The following is a 17417-nucleotide window of genomic DNA, read 5'->3' on the forward strand; positions in this document are numbered from 1 at the left end:
CCCATAAAAGTGAGAGGCAAAATTTTATAAAAGTAATAATTAAATTATATTTGCATCGAAATATTAGGGGTTTAATCTATAAAATAATTTTTTATGTCAACATTACGTTTTCAAGCTTTGAGAGAAGCATCAAACAGAAAGCCTGTTCAATTTGAAGAAACCGATAGGAAATCAACTATTTTTGGTTCGAATGTGTTTAATGATAAAGCAATGAAGCAATATTTGACTTCAGATGCTTTTAAAGGAGTACAAGGTGCTGTTCAGCATGGAACTAAAATAGACAGAAAATTAGCTGATTATATTGCAATGGGTATGAAAGAGTGGGCTCTGTCAAAAGGAGTAACTCATTATACACACTGGTTTCAACCACTTACAGGAACTACAGCTGAAAAGCATGATGCTTTCTTTGAAACTTCATATGATGGTAGCGATCCGGTAGAAAAATTTGGTGGTGCTCAATTAGTACAACAAGAACCAGATGCATCTAGTTTCCCAAATGGTGGAATTAGAAACACATTTGAAGCAAGAGGATATACAGCTTGGGATCCAACTTCTCCAGCGTTTATTTTTGGAACCACATTATGTATTCCAACAGTTTTTATTTCTTACACAGGAGAAGCTTTAGATTATAAAACACCTTTATTGAGAGCTTTGACCGTTATGGACGACGCAGCTACTGAAGTGTGTAAATATTTTGATAAAAATGTCAAAAAAGTTACAGCAACCTTAGGATGGGAGCAAGAATATTTCTTGATCGACAGATCATTGGCAGATTCTCGCCCTGACCTTATGATGACAGGAAGAACTTTGCTTGGACATACTTCTGCAAAAGGACAACAATTAGATGACCATTATTTTGGTTCTATTCCAACTCGTGCATTAACGTACATGAGAGATTTAGAGCAAGAATGTATGTTGTTAGGAATTCCGGTTAAAACGCGTCATAATGAAGTAGCTCCAAATCAATTTGAATTGGCTCCTATTTTTGAAGAAACAAACTTAGCGGTTGACCACAACTGTTTGTTGATGGATGTAATGCAAAAAGTGGCGGAACGTCATGATTTAAAAGTATTATTCCATGAAAAACCGTTCAAAGGAGTAAATGGTTCAGGAAAACACAACAACTGGTCATTGGCAACTGATACTGGAGTTAACTTGTTAAGTCCAAGTAAAACACCAATGAGCAACTTACAATTTTTGACTTTCTTTATCAACACAATCAAAGCGGTTAATGATTATGAAGCATTATTGAGAGGAGCTATTGCTTCTGCAAGTAATGATCATAGATTAGGTGCAAATGAAGCGCCACCGGCAATTATCTCTGTGTTTATTGGGGAACAATTGACAAAAGTTTTAGCTGAATTAGAAGGTGTAACTCCAGGAAAATTATCTCCAGAAGAAAAAACAGATTTAAAATTAAATGTAGTAGGTAAAATTCCAGATGTACTTTTGGATAATACAGACAGAAACAGAACTTCACCATTTGCCTTTACAGGAAATAAATTTGAGTTCAGAGCCGTTGGTTCTACTGCAAACTGTTCAAATGCAATGACTACTTTGAATGCCATTGTAGCAAAACAATTGAGAGATTTCAAAAAAGAAGTGGATAGCTTGATTGAATCTAAAGACATGAAGAAAGATGATGCAATCTTCAATGTATTGAGAGAATATATCAAAGTTTCTAAAAATATTCTTTTCGAAGGAGATGGTTACAGCGATGCTTGGGAAATTGAAGCAGGAAAAAGAGGTTTAAGCAACTTCAAAACAACGCCGCAAGCATTAAAAGCAAGAGCTTCTAAACAAGCTTTGGATTTGTTTTCTGAGTTGAATATCATGAATCATATCGAGGTTGAAGCGCGTTACGAAATTGAATTGGAAGAGTACACTAAGAAAATTCAAATTGAAGGTAGAGTTTTAGGTGATATTTCTAAAAATCACGTAATTCCTACTGCGATTCGTTACCAAAATACTTTAATTGAAAATGTTAAAGGATTGAAAGATATTTTTGGAGCTGAATTTGAATCGATTGCCAAAGAGCAAATCATCTTAATCAGAGAGATTTCTGGTCATATCGAAGGAATCAATTCTAAAGTGGAAGCGATGACAAACGAAAGAAAGAAAGCAAATGTTTTGACTGATGCCCAAGCAATGGCGGAAGCATATTGTGATTCAGTAAAACCATATTTTGAAGTAATTCGTGAGCACTGTGATAAGCTAGAATTATTAGTTGACAATGAGCTTTGGACATTGACTAAATACAGAGAATTGTTGTTTACAAAATAAACATAAAAATCTCTAAAATACCAGACCCGATAGGATTCAAAACCTATCGGGTTTTTTTATACTATTTTTTTTATTTGTGCGTTATTTTAAAATAATAATCAATCGTTTTACATGAAAATAAGACTCTTTTTGATTTTGTTTTTTAATATAATGGCTTTGTCCGCACAAGATAAATTGGCTTTGTTTTTTGATTTTAACCAAGATATAATTAATGAAAAATCACAACACGATTTTTGTAAATGGTTAGAACATTCAAAAGGTAAAGAGATTTTAAAAATCCAAGGTTTTTGTGACAGTATAGATTCTAATTCCTACAACAAGGAACTGTCTTTTAGAAGAGCTAATAATGTACTCGCACTTTTAGAATTTAATAAAGTTCATCTGAGTGAAAAACTTGAATTATACGGTTTGGGAGAAGACTTTCAACAATTAAAAAATCAAAGCGATAACCGAAAAGTTTTAGTTTATTATCAAGATAAAATTTCCATTAACAAAAAAACAGATAATGAGAATTTGGTTTTTGAAAAGGACCAAGTCAAAGAAGGTTCTGTTAATGAAACGAAAAAGAATATTTCTCTAATTGAAAAAGTTAATAAAGCTAAAGTAGGAGATTTAATAAAGCTCGAAAATTTAAATTTTTATTTTAATTCAGAAAAAATAATTATCGAGTCAGAACCAATTCTTTCCGATCTTCTTCAGGTTTTAAAAATGAATCCTCAATTAAAAATTTATATATACGGACATATTTGTTGTAATGAGAATCCAAATGACGTAAAACTTTCCTACAGAAGATCAAAATTTGTATTTGATTATTTAATAAGAAACGGAATTGCTACCTCAAGATTGGGTCATAAAGGATTTGGGAGCAGCAGGCCTATATATGCGTTGCCAGAAAAAAATGAAGCAGAACGAATTGCTAACAGAAGAGTAGAAATTCTAGTCGTAAAAAAATAGTATAATGCTGTAACATAATAACAAACGTTTTTTATAGAAAATGCCTTTCCGTTTTGGAAAGGCATTTCTTTTGAAGTTAAATGTATTTAATTTCAGCTTGCTAAACGGTTTCTTCTGCAGTTGTCGGATCAATGATTGTTGATACTCGATTGATAGAATTTGCAGGAAACCCGCCTAATTTCGCATGTTCACGAATCATTTCTTCGTTGGGTGCAATATAAGTACAATAAATTTTGTCAGCAGTTACCTGGCTGTTAATCCACTGTATTTGCGGTCCCATTTTACCCAATACTCCGCAAGAAGTTTGCGAAATAGTTTTCAATTGTTCGGCGCTTAATTTACCGGCACCAGGAATCTCTCTTTCAATTACATATTTAGGCATGATGTTTTGTTTTAATTTCCTACTCGTATGGCTTTTCGGCAAGGCCCCGTTTTTTATAGTGGTCGCTGGTTTCCACTTTTCTAAGTTTTATTCATGGTTTAAAATTTGTTAAACTATAAGGTGATTTAGTGATGAACGTCAATTAGAATCAATATGAATTTAGGATAATACCAATTAAAATAACCAGTATTTAGATCTTGATTTTTATATATAATAATCTGACAGTTAAAACATTATAGCAAATTTAATGAAATAAAACTATACTTTGCAGACAGATTGTAGATTTAACGAAACACTTGAAAACCCCATAGGCAAAACCCAAAAAAATAATTATCTTTGCCACACAACTACCTGCATAAAAACAGGCTTCACAACTATACTACATGAGTTCAGATACTTCAAAAAGATATGCGCTTCGCGGTGTTTCGGCATCCAAAGAAGATGTTCATAATGCCATAAAAAACATTGATAAAGGATTATTTCCACAAGCTTTCTGCAAAATTGTCCCGGATTATCTAACTCAAGACGAAGAGTATTGCCTTATTATGCATGCTGATGGAGCAGGAACTAAATCCTCTTTGGCTTACATGTATTGGAAAGAAACAGGAGATATTTCCGTTTGGAAAGGCATTGCTCAAGATGCTTTAATCATGAATATTGACGATTTATTGTGTGTAGGAGCAACTGATAATATCTTGCTTTCATCTACCATTGGAAGAAATAAAAATTTGATCACCGCCGAAGTAATTTCAGCGATCATCAATGGAACCGAAGAACTGATTAAAGAACTGGACTCTTTTGGGGTGACCATACATTCTACAGGTGGAGAAACAGCAGATGTGGGCGATATTGTTCGAACTATTATTGTAGATTCAACAGTTACAGCTCGCATGAAACGTTCTAAAGTTATTGATAATGCCAATATTAAAGCCGGTGACGTAATTGTGGGATTGGCTTCTTTTGGTCAGGCTACTTACGAGAAAAGCTATAATGGCGGGATGGGAAGCAACGGATTAACATCGGCGCGTCATGATGTTTTTGGGAAGTATTTGGCAACCAAATATCCGGAGAGTTTTGATGCCGCTGTTCCTGAAGAATTAATCTATTCCGGACAAGTAAATTTGACAGATGCAGTTGAAAACTCCCCAATCGACGCTGGACAATTAGTGCTTTCGCCAACAAGAACCTATGCGCCAATCATCAAGAAAATTTTAGACCAATATTCTTCTAATGAAATTCACGGAATGGTGCATTGCAGTGGAGGAGCACAAACTAAAATTTTACATTTTGTAGAAAACCTGCACATTATAAAAGACAATTTATTTCCGGTTCCACCATTGTTTCAGTTAATTCAAGAACAATCGAAAACGGATTGGAAAGAAATGTACCAAGTATTCAATTGTGGGCACCGTATGGAAATTTATGTTCCGGAAGCAGTTGCCCAAGATATTATTAAGATTTCAAAATCATTTAATGTTGATGCACAAATCGTGGGTAGAGTAGAAGCTGCTACTTCAAAAAAACTGACTATTACCAGTGAATACGGGACTTTCGAATATTAAAAAGTAAAACAAAATACTATGTACGAATTGCTTTTTTGGAAATATCTAGAGGGAATTTATCTCAACCATCACGAAGTTTATGAAGCTATTATTGAAGAACAGGCCGAAATTAAAGGTCTAGAGGAACTCCCTGTTCAAGTTATCTTGAATAGAATCGCTTCCGTATTCTCAAAATGGGAAAAAGTAGACGATAGCAGTTGGAAAAACAACACTGGTGTGGGGGCTTTTCACATCAGAACGACTCCCCAAAGCATAAAAATTGATTGTTATGGTACTGAAGGAAAGACAATGGATACTTTAGTGAATATAATGGAAGAATTCAAATGTCCGTTGTATGATCCGCAAGTTCCGGAGCGTTATGACGAAATGAGTGAATAGTATTTTTAGGAGCTAATCCAGCGCTCCGTTACAATCCTCCCTTAAAAAAAATATTTTTCTAAATCCTGAAAGGAGCTTCCGTTGGTCGCTCTTTCAGGACAAGAAAAATTATTTTTTTGCAGTCCGGGATTTTCACTTCGATCTGGGCTAATGAAGATCAGTGATTTATAACCCGGAATATTAAATCAGCGTTTATTTTATCGCCGGTTTATTCAAAAGAATTGGCGCTCCAAAACCAATCTGCTCTAGCTTTTTCAATTGCGTTTCAGCATCGCCTACCACTAAATAGATCATTTTATCAGTATTCAAATAGATATCCGAAAGCTTTTTTATGGCTCCAATAGTGCTGTTTTTTACAATGCTTTCTTGTTTTTTCGCGTAATCATCGGAGTAGTTATAGTTGCTGATATCATACAGCATTTCCAGTTTAGCCGAAAGTGTTTCAAATGCTCTCGCGTTACTTTTGATAAGATAGCCTTTAGTCACTTCAAGATCATTCTCGTTGAAGTTTTTTCCATATTGCTCCATAATTTCTTTTATCAAACTAATGGATTCAAATGTTACATTAGAACGTACACCACTGGAAACAGTAAATGGACCTTTATTAGTGGAACCATTAAAGGAAGAATTGATACCATACGTATATCCTTTTCCTTCACGTAATTCCTGAGTTAATTGGGAGGCGAAACCACCACCACCCAAACGATAATTCATGATTTGGACTGGATAAAAATCTGTATCAGTAGCGGCAAGAGCAGGATAACCAATTCGGATAACCGATTGTTTTGCACCTGGAACATCATAAAAATAAATTTTAGATGACGCTGCTGTATTTGTAGTTGCTATTTTAGGAATGGTAACTTTTTTAGCCTCCCAGTTTTTATTTAAAGTCGCTAATGAATGAGTCACATCCGTTTTTGAAATAGCACCAACAATTTGAAAATCAGCAACAGATGGGGAACTATTTTCAGTATAATAATTTTTCAAATCATCAATAGTAATGCTGTTTACAGAGTTTTCGGTACCGATGCGATTGTTTGATAAAATCGATTCTTTTCCATAAATTAATTTTTTGAATTCATTTCTGGCAATACTATTTGGATCTGCTTTCTGTTGTGTAATTTGGCTTAAAGTACTTTGTTTAATCAAATCAAATTCCTTGGTATCCCAACGAGGTTGTACTATTATTTCTTGAACTAATGCTATAGTTGCATTGTAATTCTTAGCCAGGGTATTTCCTGAAATAAAAATGGATTCATCAGTTGCATAGGCTCTAATGGTTGCTCCAAGACTCTCAATAGCATTTTCCAGTTGCTCCGGAGTTTTGTTTTTGGTCCCTTTTGTCATCAGTTCCGCCAGCATATTCGAAACACCTATTTTATTAGTTTCTTCAAGTAACATTCCGCCTTTAATTTGCAATTGAAATTGAACAAGAGGCACTTCGTGGTTTTCGATACCTAAAACGTTTAAACCGGATGATAACTTACTTTTCCACACCGATGGTAATATCACATCAGGGCTTTCTCCATAAGCGGGTTCAATAGTTCGATCAAATTTTGAAGGTGTTTTTTCATACGTTGCTGCAATACTGGCATCAAATGAATCTTCTTTTCCTTCGATGATTTTTTCCTCAACAACCGAGGCTAATGCTGAACCTTCTAAGATTAAATTTGCCTCTCCTTTTGGAACAAAACTAGTGGCAACAAAATGCTTTCCTTTGATGTATTTTTGATACACACGCATTACATCTTCAATAGTTACGGCTAGAATATTTTTTACATCTTGATTAATATAATCCGGAGTTCCTGCAAAAATTTCATACTGCGCCAGTTGAAATCCTTTTCCTAATACACTGGATAAATTCGTGTAAAAAGCAGTTTCTTGTCCTGCTTTAATTCGATTTAAATCCTGTTGTGAAATTCCTTCGGCTTCAAAGTTTTTAAAAGCTTCGTTTATGCCATTCATTACGTCATTCAAATTTGTTTTTTCAAAAGCAGTAACACTTAGCATGTATTGACCCGCAATTTCTGAATTGTATTGGAAAACATCAGCGGCATCCGTTAATTTTTTGTCTTCAACAAGGGTTTTGTATAAAGGTGCTTTTTTACCTTTTGACAGATAACTGGCCAAAACTTCCAAAGCATAACTATCAGGATGGTATTCGTAAACCGAAGGCCATGTCAGTGTGAGTTGCGGTAACTTGGCAAAATTATCTTCATAATATAGTTTTTTAGTTTCGGTCAATGTTACAGACTGTTTTTCCATTTTAGGAATTGCTTCCCCACGTTTTATTTCTCCAAAATATTTTTCGACCCATGCTTTGGTTTGTTTGACATCGAAATCTCCGGCAATAGTTAGGGTAACATTATTTGGTACATACCAGCGGTTGTAGAAACTTTTTACATCTTCTAGTGTGGCATTTTGTAAATCTTCCAAGGAACCAATAACTTCCCAACTGTACGGATGCGTTGCCGGGTATAAACTTTTAGAGATTACAGAAAAATTGTGTCCATAAGGTCTGTTGTCATAACTCTGTCTTTTCTCATTTTTAACGACCTGTTTTTCTTTGGCTAAAACTGGTTCGGTTACTGTGTTGATGAAATATCCTAATTTATCGGCTTCGGCCCAAATCATTTTTTCTAATGCATCTTTAGGAACCGTCTGAAAATAATTAGTGCGATCCCTGCTTGTAGAACCATTGGCACCAGCCCCACCAATACGAGCACTCATTTTATCAAGTCCTCCTTTGCCCAAGTTTTCAGATTCCAAGAAAAGCAAATGTTCGAATAAATGCGCAAACCCGGTACGACCCACTTTTTCTCTCGCAGATCCCACATGGCTGGTCAAAGCAACAGCAACAACTGGGTCAGATCGATCAATATGCAATATTACATGCAGTCCGTTTTCTAGGGTGAACTGTTCAAATGCTACTTTAAACTCTTTTGATTTATCCGTTTTACTTTGATTTTGAGAATAAGAATTGAATGCCGTAAAAAGAATGAAAGGAAGGATTAAAAACTGGATTGATTTCATTGTTTTATTTTTAAAATTGGAGTTCGTAGTTATTTATTTAGTTCAACTATTTTTTTGCTACCGATAACGAAATTAAGAAAATAAAAATAATTAATCTCAAAATTGTTAGAAGTTAAATTTCAATATTTATAGTAAATTTACGACCTGATTTGATGTCATTCATCGCTGTAAATTTCGATTTTACTATTTGAATAAGAAGGATTAGAATCGTATGAATCATTTCTATAAATAAAATAACCTTAAGGATTTAGATTTTTACGCACTAATGAATATAAATATGAACATAGCTTTATCCCAAAATACCATTTTAGAAGACGAAACGGTTTTACTGCGCCCATTGCAGGAATCGGATGTTGAAAACTTATTGGAATTTTCCATTAATGAACCTGATACTTGGAAGTATTCTCTAGTTCAGGCAAATGGAAAAGAAAATCTAAAAAAATACATTCAAATTGCGCTAAAAGCCAGAGATAACGGAACCGAATTTCCCTTTATAGTTTTCGATAAAAAATCAGGAAAATATGCTGGAAGTACTCGTTTTTACGATATTAATTTAGAATTCAAAACACTTCAATTGGGGTATACTTGGTACGGTAAAAATTTTAGAGGTACGGGACTAAATAAGCATTGTAAATTTTTACTATTGCAATTTGCATTCGAAACTTTAGGAATAGAACGCGTTGAGTTTCGCGCTGACAATAATAACGAACGAAGTATTGCGGCTATGAAAAGCATCGGTTGTAAAGTAGAAGGAGTGTTGCGCAATCACATGCCAACTCTGGGAAGTGATGCTCGACGTGACAGTATTATATTAAGTATCTTGAAAAATGAATGGTTGGATGAAGTTAAAGAGAATCTAAAAAGTAGATTATAGCGCATAAATGTTGATACCCAGATTCAGTTTAATGCTTAAATCATGGTATCAGTATTGCCTTTTCTAAATCCTATTAATTGGCGGTATTTTGATTCAGATTCTTCCAAATCTTCCTCCATTTGTTTGTATTTGCTAATATCCTTAATCGTTACTACCGCTGCGACGACATTGTTATTTTGGTCGACTAAAGGCCTGCCGCTAATGAGCACTCTTTTCTTTTCTTGTGCCATTGGATTCCAAAGGATTATTTCAACATCAGTAGTCGCTTCTCCGCTTAGTGCACGTTCCATGGGTAGGTTTTGAGAAGGGAAAATGGTTTTTTCATCAGGAAAATAAAGCTCGAAATGATTGCTTAAATTCGTTGATATTTTGTCGTCTTCTTCGATTCCAAAAATGGCATTTGCCATATTATTTGCCATGATTATTTTTTTATCGGCATTTGCCACAATAATTCCTTCACTGATATTTTCGACTATTAATCGTAATTTTTCTTCATTTTCATACAGATTGTCGATGGCTAGTTGCTGTTCATTTTCGAGCTCTACCAGTTCCGTGACATTTCGTCCAACAGAATAAAAAACTCCGTTTTGAAGATCCATATTACTATTCCAATCGAGCCATTTATAAGAGCCGTCTTTACAAAGAAACCGCGTTCTAAAATTAATAACTGATTCTCCTTTTAAATGTCTTTCCAGTACTTCTCCCGCAGTTTTCTTATCATCAGGGTGAATTAAATCCATGAATTTAATCCGATTCATATCTTCTTGATTATACCCAAGGGTTTTTGTGAAAGCCTGATTAATTTTGATAAAATGATTGTCTTTGGCTACGGTTAAAATGTCGAATGCCATGTCAAAAAACATATTTGCAATCTTCAAGGATTCTTCATTTTTAATCAATTCAGAAACATCTCTTGCCACGGCATAAATTATTCCTGTTTGAATGTCAATTGTGCTGGTCCAATCAAACCATTTGTATGAGCCGTCTTTGAGTCGTTCCCGAACTCTATGGCTTATAACTGAGTCACTGACTTGTAGTTTTTTGATGCCATTCATAAAAATTGGAGCATCCTCCGGGTGAATAAAATCTAAAAATGGCTTGTTGATTATTTCTTTTTGATCATAACCAAGTATTCTTGTAAAAGCAGGATTTACTTTTACAAATTTTTCGTTTTTAATGACGACAAACATATCAAACGACATGTAGAAAAATGTATTAGCCACATTAAGTGCAGTTTCAATTTCTTTCTGAGCGGTGATATCGCTGGCAACAGCATACAATAATCCAGTGGAAACATCAGGAAATACAGACCATATAAGCCATTTTGTCGAGCCATCTTTACAAATATATCTGTTTTCAAATTTTATTGATGGAGCTCCGGTTTGAAGTTTAGCAACTTCTTTTTGTGTGATTTCAATATCATCTGGATGTGTAAATTCCAGAAAGCTTTTACTCAGTAGTTCTTCCTCTGAATATCCTAAAATTTTACTGACTGCCGGATTCACTTTTATGAATTTATTCATAGAGGAAATAATCATCATGTCTACTGACATTTTAAAAAAATTATCAGCGGCTTTAGAAGATTCTTCCAGTTTTTTTCTTTCGGAGATATCAGTAAAAATCCCACCGATGGCATAAATTCTTTTTGTGGCGTCGTAGATAGGAAATTTCACGGCAATGTACGTGTGCATGCCATCAGATTGTTGAATGGTTTCCTCGGTTTTTAATTCTTTTAATGCTTTTACAACCTCAAAATCAGAATTTCGGTTGGCATCTGCAATTAAAGCAGGTAAAAAATCATGATCAGTTTTTCCTGTTATTTCTTCATTTGTGATTTTATATAAAGATTCAAATTGTTTATTAATCAATAAATATTCGCCATTTATTTTTTTGATAAACATAGGACTCAATGTATTGTCAATAATCGATTGCAATAATTGTTTGTTTTCCAAAAGTAAATCTTGAGAAAGATTTTTAGCCCGAAGTTGGGACCGAATGATAAAATAAACTACGGTCAATAAAATAACGGAAAGAATGATTAATGCAATTTCTATCCAATTTAATGAAGCATCCAAAGCTTGGTTTCTTTGTTTGTCAATCCTTAAAATAAAAATCCAAGCTATGGCAAAAACAACGAATAGATTGAGGATGAATCCAATGATTATTTTTTTTTCTAAAGAAATTTTCATAGTCGTACGGTATAAAAATTAAATAGTAGTACTCTCAATATTTAAAATTGAAAATTAAGTATAAGTGTATGAAAGTTAGTTAATTAAATTGAATTAACAAGTGGTTTTTTAAGATTTGTTACCACGTGATGAGTAATCTATTTTAGGATTAAGAGTAGATAGATAGGCTTTTTTAGGATGATACAAGAGATTTAAAACAGCAAAAAGCCATGAATTACTCATAGCTTTTTGTATTAATAGCTCACTATTGTAGGCGCTGTTTGCAAAACTTTGCTAAGGATTGTTTTATATCAGCGTGGTTGGGTTGCCAGAAACCGCTGTTAGGCGTTCATTGTTTTTTGCTTACACTTTTCCGTTATATTTTGGGTCAAAATCCACCATCCATTCAATTCCATATTTGTCTCTAAACATCCCAAAATAGGAACCCCAAGGACTGTCGGTAATAGGCACTTCAATTTGTCCGCCTGCTGAAAGTCCGCTGAATAATTTGTCGGCTTCTTCACGACTTGCTGCGCTAATAGCTATTTTAGATCTGTTTTCATTTTCATTTACTCGACCCATACTTTCTGGAACGTCATTGGCCATTAGAATATTTTGGCCAATAGGCAGAGCAATGTGCATTATTTTTTCTGCTTCGTTTTCTGCTACAGGAAATTCAGGACTTGATATGTCTTTGAAACGCATAATCTTTGCGAACTCTCCGCCAAATACTGATTTGTAAAAAAGGAATGCTTCTTCGGCATTTCCGTTGAAGTTAATGTGAGGATTGATAAGTGCCATAATTTTAATTTTTTAAGTTGTTAAATGGTTTACTTTCTTAAAATTTTATCCAAAGCCTTTCCTTTTGCTAATTCATCTACCAACTTGTCTAAATAGCGTACCTGTTGTGTTAATGGATTTGCAATTTCTTCTACCCGATAGCCACAGATTACACCAGTTATGAGTTGAGCGTTACGGTTTATGGTAGCATTTTTAAAGAATTTTTCAAAGGTTACTTTTTCATCAATGTATTTTTGAAGGCTTTTGTCATCATAACCAGTGAGCCATTCAATTACTTGATGTAATTCTTCTTTCGTTTTGCCTTTCTTTTCCACTTTTGCGAGATAATGAGGATATACCGAAGAGAATGTCATTTTCGTAATACGCTCATCGTGATTATTGGTGTTGCTCATTTCCTGTTTGTTGTTACTTTTAGAGTGGTATTTCAATGAAGTCTAAAGTGTTGATGCTTTGCGTAGTAGTGGGTTTTTCTAATTAGTTAAAGGTAAGCAAAATTTCAGCTTAGTACTTTCTGACTAAGCAAAACTAAACCAGCTTTTGCGCAAAACCGCTGTTAGCAGTAGTTTTTATAATAATTTCCACTTTTCCTCAAAATTTTCCTTGCTAATTTCTATCGCAGCAAATTGTTTTCGGAAATCATCAAGCACTAAATTGTTATCAATCCAATATCCATAATTATTCTTGAAAAGCATTTTGAGAATTACTCGGTTAGCCTGCAATCGTTGATTTGTAGGCTTTTAATGATTTTTGCTAGTGTTTCCAGTAGCTCCAGTAGTTCTACGGGAGATTTTTTGAACATTTATTAGCTTTTTTTGAAACGTTAGAGCCGGTTTTAATTGCCATTGTCGCTAATCGCGAGGCCCCTAATCCTCAGCAACCCTTATTTTTGCTAAAGTCACGTTTAAAAAGTATCTTATTATTTCGCGCAATATAGTCGCCCGATATAATCAAATATGGATGATTAGAAGAATACCCTGCGCTACGGCTTCTTACAATTATTTTGTCGTTAACTTTCAGGCTTTTTAACTGCTCAAAATCCTTAGGAATAAATTGCATCATGTATTCTTCGCCATTAATCTTGACTATAAGCCATTTTGGTCCTGATGATTTCGCGTTTGCGCGCTGAAAAGTAACAGAGGTTACCACTGCCTCCATATTGGTGAAAGCCTTTATGTACTTCCTTATTTTATCATGACTGGCATGCACCTTTTTACCTTCAGGAGAAACCTCCCATTCTTTGTACTTTATACCGTCAGGAGAAGCCTCCCATTTTTTCCTGTCATCCACCAGGTGGGCTTTCCTGTCAGCAAAGGACAACGGCTTTGGGGATGGCTTAGTTTCATTTTTAATTTCACGATTAGCAAATACTAGTCCGATCACCACAACCAGCGGTAAGATCAGCACATAGATGGTTTTTTTCATATGTTTCATATCCTAAATTTTAGTTTCAGTATGGTTTTTTCCTTTAAAATTACCGCTAACGTCAGTCTGTGAAAAAACCTCTGTTGTATTATTCTCAAATATAACAAAAAACTGGTGTAAAAAGAAGATTTTTCGTATTTTTAAGCATGCAACATATCACAGGAATATCCCGTCAACAACTGCGTATTTCTAGTTTAGAAGACGCTATAGCTCCCGATAACCAGGTGCGATTTATAGATGCCTTTGTCGGATATATAGACCTCTATAAACTCGATTTTGCTGTAAAAACGATCAAGACTGAAGGTCGCCCGAGTTTTAACAGTAAAGTGTTTCTAAAGATCTATTTATACGGGTATCTCAACGGAGTTAGAAGTGCTCGAGATCTAGAAAAGGAATGTATTAGAAACATGGAAATGCAATGGCTTTTAGAAGCTATTGTTCCTAATTACCACAGCATATCCGATTTTAGAAAAAACAATCCTGTTGCCTTGAAAAAGCTATTCAAACTCTTTGTTTTGTTCCTTAAAGATGCGGATTTGATAGGATGCGAAACTATTGCTATCGACGGTACCAAAAGCCGATCGCACAATAGTAAAAAAGCCAATTTCAATCAAAAGAAAATCGACAAACACCTTGAATATATTGAAGACAAAACCCAAGAATACTTAACAGCTTTGGAAGAAAATGATGTTAAAGAAAGTCCAGCTAAAATCCAAAATATCCAACAAAAGATAGACCGACTAAAAGGGAATAAATTACGCTATGAATCGCTGGAAGAAAAGCTAAAACAAAGCGGCGAGCCTCAAATAAGTACTACCGATAGCGATGCCAGAGCCTTATTAGTGCAAGGACAAGTAGTTGAAATCTCATTCAATCTCCAAGCCGCAGTCGATGCCAAACACAATCTTGTGGTAGCCACGCACACTATCAACAAGAATGACCGCAGTGCCTTGTCAGCCATTGCCATAGAAGCCAAAGAGAATCTAGGTATAGAAACCTATACCGCACTGGTGGACAAAGGATATCATAATGGCAAACAAATAGAAATCTGCAAACAAGCCAACATCACTACCATTGTAGCACAACCAGAACAAGGAAAAAGTAACGAAAACGGTACGACCAAGGATTATTTAGTAGCCCAATTTCAGTACAATCAAGACACCGATACCTATACCTGCCCACAAAGCGAAACATTAAAAACTACGGGCAGTTGGCATAAGAAAACTACAGATAGAGACAGCTATAATTTTAAAAAATACCGAACCCTAAAATGCAAAGCATGTCCCGTAAAACATTTATGCACTAGTAGAGCAGGTGGGAGAGAAATCGACCGAAGCCAATATGCCGATGCCGTAGAAGAAAACAACAAGCGGTATCGTGAAAACCCACAGCTCTACCGCAAGAGGCAAGAAATCAACGAGCACATTTTTGGGACTATTAAACGCCAATGGGGCTACAATCACACCAATTTAACGGGACTAGAAAAAGTAAATGGGGAACACAGCCTGATTATGCTGGTGTATAACATCAAACGCAGTATCAATATTTTGGGCGTTCCCGATTTGATTGCCAAACTCAAAAAATGGAACTCACCTTACAAGGCAAAAGTCTTGTTTTTGCTAAAAACGAAGTATATAAAGCTGCAATTAGACTTCATTTTTTATCAAAGTAAATTTGCAGCCTAAAAAAAGCGACTTCTTAAAAGGCCTTATTTGAATTGTAGAGTCGTAAAATTTGAAGATTATATTAGAAAAAAGAGGTTTTTTCACAGCCTGACGTTCCCGCGCTACAAGCAGTTTGGGACTAAATTAAGCCCATTCTTCGGATTTGCCAAATCTTCCAAATACAAAACCAATTTCAAATTAAGCCTAATACCCAAATTGCTTGTAGCGTGTGTTGGGCGTTCGGTTTTATAGTACTCTATTTTCTGTTTTAGCTTTTTTATCTAAATAATTCCCAACAAATAGTCCAATAATCATCCCAATTGGCATCCCAATTAACAAGCTTAAACCTATTTTACCAATTGCAACACCAAAAGGCAAACCAAATGGTATTCCTAAAGGAATTCCCATTAGCATGTAACGTTTCCTAAATCTACCTTTTTTGATAAAATTAAATTTTTCTTCTATATAGGTTTGTAAATTAGTTATTTCATTTAGATGTTTAGTGTTGTAACTTATTCTATTTTCTCCAATTTTTTTCGGCATTTCATTTACAACATATTCTATTTTAGATTTCAGCTCTTCAGTTTCATCAATAGTACTGCTGTCAATTTGTGCAAGTAAATTGTTTATGTATTCCACGCTTACATTTTCTCGTTCCTGAATTGAATAACTCTCAGTTTTGGTTTTTAAAGCTTCTTTTATTTCTTCTGCCCACTTTGTCATATTTGTTTCTTCTTATTTTTAATTTTATTCTTGTGTTATCCACGCTCGGCCAAACTGACGCCCAACTAGTATATAGGCGCTACAAAATAGCGCATATACATCTCATTTTGGGTGGATAGGCGCTACTGCGTAGCGTATTACTTTCAAATATACACTTTAATTATTATCTTACAAATCATCAAATGGACTTTTTATTTCTTGGGTCTTTTTGAATTTAGAGAGGACTATTTTAGTTGTCTTTACCGCTTTTTTGCGTGAGGGATAAAAGTGGAAATCCTTTTATGAAGCGCAGCGGAATAAAAGATTGCAACGGATAGCCCGACCCGTTTTTTAGCGGGTCACGCCCAAATTGTGAATTTTAGAATCAGTAGCAGTATTTGTTTGGCACTAATTTTTAAATAAAAAAGGTAGTGGACTTTGCGAAAAACTTTGCGAACTTTGCGGTCAAATAATACGATATAAAATGAGGATAACGTAAACTGGAAATAAACACCGGTAGCGTTGTACGAATTGCATATTCCTTTAAAAAATAAATATAAACTACGTATGAAATCGCCATGACAACATTTGTCGCAAACACCAATGAAGATCTGGCGATACCATATTCCATTAAAAAACAAATATTATCTACATATGAAAATAAATCCAAAAAACGGAATTGACAAGCTCATTTTCGGAATGAAACAAAATGATGTTACCGCTATTTACGGTAAACCGGACAGGAATTACAAGGACGAAGATGATAATGTGATTTTTGCCTACAACAAACTAAAAATGCGTTTGACTTTCTATGTTGAGGAAGATTTTAAATTGGGTTATATTGTGGCATCTAGCCCGGAACTGGATTTGTTTGGGAATAAAATAATCAATAGAAAAATTAGTGAGGTCAAAAAAGATTTGGCTGTCAAAGGAATCACTAAATTTACTCAGGAAGAATTTGACACGTTCGAAAACTATTTCAATGAGGAAAACTGGATTATTTTTCAAACAGAATTTGATGAGGTTGTAAAATTTGAGATTGGTGCGATTATCAATCAAAAAGATGAATTTGACTGGAAATTCGGAAAGAAATAATAGAAAAATGGAACGCTGATGGAGAGGTTAATCATCAATTTCCATTGGTCTAATCTGTACTTTTTAGCAAATAAATTATAAAAAGAAACCCGATAGATT

At 34.6% G+C, this 17417-nt stretch carries 14 protein-coding genes; 7 read left to right on the forward strand and 7 right to left on the reverse strand.

Features of this window, described 5'->3' with window-relative positions:
- Nucleotides 1-93 precede the first annotated feature (93 nt).
- Both QLS97_RS06345 and QLS97_RS06350 read left to right on the forward strand, forming a co-directional pair.
- Nucleotides 94-2283, forward strand: coding sequence for a glutamine synthetase III family protein (locus QLS97_RS06345; RefSeq protein WP_282715098.1), 2190 nt, complete (start codon nt 94-96; stop codon nt 2281-2283).
- A 111-nt stretch (nt 2284-2394) separates the two neighbouring features.
- Nucleotides 2395-3237 carry an OmpA family protein gene (locus QLS97_RS06350; RefSeq protein ID WP_282715100.1) on the forward strand — a complete coding sequence of 281 codons (843 nt, stop codon included), beginning with the start codon at nt 2395-2397 and terminating at the stop codon, nt 3235-3237.
- 100 nt (nt 3238-3337) lie between these two features.
- Here the strand turns inward: QLS97_RS06350 and QLS97_RS06355 are convergent, their stop codons facing one another.
- Nucleotides 3338-3619 carry a DUF4242 domain-containing protein gene (locus tag QLS97_RS06355; RefSeq protein WP_282715102.1) on the reverse strand — a complete coding sequence of 94 codons (282 nt, stop codon included), beginning with the start codon at nt 3617-3619 and terminating at the stop codon, nt 3338-3340.
- A gap of 383 nt (nt 3620-4002) precedes the next feature.
- Between QLS97_RS06355 and QLS97_RS06360 the strand changes: the two genes are divergently transcribed.
- Nucleotides 4003-5181 carry an AIR synthase related protein gene (locus tag QLS97_RS06360; protein ID WP_282715104.1) on the forward strand — a complete coding sequence of 393 codons (1179 nt, stop codon included), beginning with the start codon at nt 4003-4005 and terminating at the stop codon, nt 5179-5181.
- A gap of 18 nt (nt 5182-5199) precedes the next feature.
- Complete coding sequence (locus QLS97_RS06365; protein ID WP_282715106.1) at nt 5200-5559, forward strand: hypothetical protein; 360 nt, start codon at nt 5200-5202, stop codon at nt 5557-5559.
- 192 nt (nt 5560-5751) lie between these two features.
- On the opposite strand, the gene QLS97_RS06370 is transcribed toward QLS97_RS06365, so the two are convergent.
- Nucleotides 5752-8592, reverse strand: coding sequence for a M16 family metallopeptidase (locus QLS97_RS06370; protein ID WP_282715108.1), 2841 nt, complete (start codon nt 8590-8592; stop codon nt 5752-5754).
- Between the two features lie 277 nt (nt 8593-8869).
- Between QLS97_RS06370 and QLS97_RS06375 the strand changes: the two genes are divergently transcribed.
- Complete coding sequence (locus QLS97_RS06375; RefSeq protein ID WP_282715110.1) at nt 8870-9466, forward strand: GNAT family N-acetyltransferase; 597 nt, start codon at nt 8870-8872, stop codon at nt 9464-9466.
- Nucleotides 9467-9501: 35 nt separating this feature from the next.
- Here QLS97_RS06375 and QLS97_RS06380 read toward each other — a convergent pair whose 3' ends face one another.
- The 4 genes from QLS97_RS06380 to QLS97_RS06395 form a co-directional block, all read right to left on the reverse strand.
- On the reverse strand, nt 9502-11655 hold the full coding sequence (locus tag QLS97_RS06380; RefSeq protein WP_282715112.1) for a PAS domain S-box protein: 2154 nt from the start codon (nt 11653-11655) through the stop codon (nt 9502-9504).
- 342 nt (nt 11656-11997) lie between these two features.
- Nucleotides 11998-12435, reverse strand: a complete 438-nt coding sequence (locus tag QLS97_RS06385) for a VOC family protein (RefSeq protein WP_282715114.1) — start codon at nt 12433-12435, stop codon at nt 11998-12000.
- Between the two features lie 29 nt (nt 12436-12464).
- On the reverse strand, nt 12465-12827 hold the full coding sequence (locus QLS97_RS06390; protein ID WP_282715116.1) for a DUF2200 domain-containing protein: 363 nt from the start codon (nt 12825-12827) through the stop codon (nt 12465-12467).
- 478 nt (nt 12828-13305) lie between these two features.
- A complete protein-coding gene (locus tag QLS97_RS06395; protein ID WP_282715117.1) occupies nt 13306-13866 on the reverse strand; it encodes a hypothetical protein in 561 nt (186 codons plus the stop codon).
- A gap of 137 nt (nt 13867-14003) precedes the next feature.
- Between QLS97_RS06395 and QLS97_RS06400 the strand changes: the two genes are divergently transcribed.
- Nucleotides 14004-15542 carry an IS1182 family transposase gene (locus QLS97_RS06400; protein ID WP_282715119.1) on the forward strand — a complete coding sequence of 513 codons (1539 nt, stop codon included), beginning with the start codon at nt 14004-14006 and terminating at the stop codon, nt 15540-15542.
- 225 nt (nt 15543-15767) lie between these two features.
- On the opposite strand, the gene QLS97_RS06405 is transcribed toward QLS97_RS06400, so the two are convergent.
- Nucleotides 15768-16244, reverse strand: a complete 477-nt coding sequence (locus QLS97_RS06405) for a hypothetical protein (RefSeq protein WP_282715120.1) — start codon at nt 16242-16244, stop codon at nt 15768-15770.
- 633 nt (nt 16245-16877) lie between these two features.
- On the opposite strand from QLS97_RS06405, the gene QLS97_RS06410 reads away from it, so the two are divergent.
- Nucleotides 16878-17318 carry a hypothetical protein gene (locus QLS97_RS06410; protein WP_282715122.1) on the forward strand — a complete coding sequence of 147 codons (441 nt, stop codon included), beginning with the start codon at nt 16878-16880 and terminating at the stop codon, nt 17316-17318.
- Nucleotides 17319-17417 lie beyond the last annotated feature (99 nt).

Source organism: Flavobacterium yafengii (assembly GCF_030010375.1).
GTDB lineage: Bacteria > Bacteroidota > Bacteroidia > Flavobacteriales > Flavobacteriaceae > Flavobacterium > Flavobacterium yafengii.